The organism is Streptomyces sp. NPDC007856 (assembly GCF_042868225.1).
Taxonomy (GTDB): Bacteria; Actinomycetota; Actinomycetes; order Streptomycetales; family Streptomycetaceae; genus Streptomyces.
The window spans coordinates 1-1,390 of record NZ_JBIAEC010000113.1 but is presented as its reverse complement, the minus strand read 5'-3'; the positions used below and the strand labels follow the sequence as shown (position 1 = coordinate 1,390).

At 66.0% G+C, this 1,390-nt stretch carries 1 protein-coding gene; it reads right to left on the bottom strand.

Annotated features, from left to right (window positions below):
- Positions 1-29: 29 nt before the first annotated feature.
- Entirely contained in the window at positions 30-1,268 is a 1,239-nt protein-coding gene (locus ACFYOH_RS44820) for an IS256 family transposase (protein WP_388638131.1), read from the bottom strand.
- Positions 1,269-1,390: the final 122 nt, after the last annotated feature.

Genomic DNA, 1,390 nt, shown 5'->3' with positions numbered 1-1,390 from the left:
GATGGTGTCCCCTTTCGTGGTGTTGGCGATCAATCGGTAGGCGTGTTCGGGTTGTTGGGTAGCGCGGGGGCGCTTTCGGGGCGTTCGCGGTAGAGCTCGTCCATGCTGCCTTCGGGCAGGTAGCGGCGGGGGAAAGCGATCCATTCGTCATGCATCTCGAAGAGCACGGCGGTGACCAGTCGCAAGAGCGCGTCGTCGTTGGGGAAGACCTGGACGACGTCGATGCGGCGCTTGATCTCCCGGTTGATCCGTTCCAGCGGGTTGGTCGACTGGATCTTCTTCCAGTGCCTCGGCGGGAAGTCCGCGAACGCGGTCAGATCCTCCTTCGCGTCCAGCAGCATGGCCCTGACCTTGGGAAACTGGGTGCCGAGCATGTCGGCGACGGTGTCGAGCTGGGTGCGCACCAGCTCGGCGGTGGGCTGGGTGAAGATGGTGCGGATGGTCGCGGCGACCATTTCGCCGGAGTCCCGGTCGATCACGTTGAAGACGTTTCGCAGGAAATGGACACGACAACGCTGCCAGGCGGCGCCGAGCATGACCTTGCGGACCGCGGCGACCAGGCCGGCGTGCTGGTCGGTGACGACGAGGCGGACCCCGGAAAGGCCGCGTTCGCGCAGGGAGCGCAGGAACTCCTTCCAGAACGCCTCGCTCTCGCTGTCTCCGACCATCAGGCCCAGCACCTCGCGGTTGCCGTCCTCGGTGATGCCGGTGGCGACCACGACGGCCCGCGAGACGATCTGGTGGTTCACCCGTGCCTTGCAGTAGGTCGCGTCCAGGTAGACGTAGGGGAAGCGGACGTGATCCAGCGGGCGGGTGCGGAACGCGGTCAGCGGTTCGTCCAGCGTCGCGCAGATCCGTGAGACCTCCGACTTCGAGATGCCGCTGTCCCCGCCCAGGGCTTTGACCAGGTCATCCACGCTGCGGGTGGAGACGCCGTGCACGTATGCCTCCATGATGACGGCGTAGAGGGCCTGGTCGATGCGGCGCCGGCGCTCCAGCAGGGACGGGAAGAAGCTGCCGGTGCGGACTTTGGGGATCTCCAGGTCGAGATCGCCGGCCAGCGTGGTCAGTACCTTCTCCCGGTGCCCGTTGCGGATGTTGGTCCGTGTCGGCGTGTGCTCGTTCCACTCCGCGCCGATGTGGGCACTCGCTTCGGCCTCGATCAGCTCCTGCACCATCCGCTCGGCGATGGCGCGGATGAGTTCGATTCCGTCGGTCGAGCGTAGTGACTCAAGCAGCCGTATCAGCTCAGACTGGGACAGGGCCATCGTGCACTCCTCGTGGTTGAACTGGGCGTTCACCAAGGAGAGTTACGCGGTGGCCCGCCTCCTGTTCAGGGAGCGGTACTCATCCGTGGAAGTGCGCCCCGGGCAGACGCCCGCGCACTCCC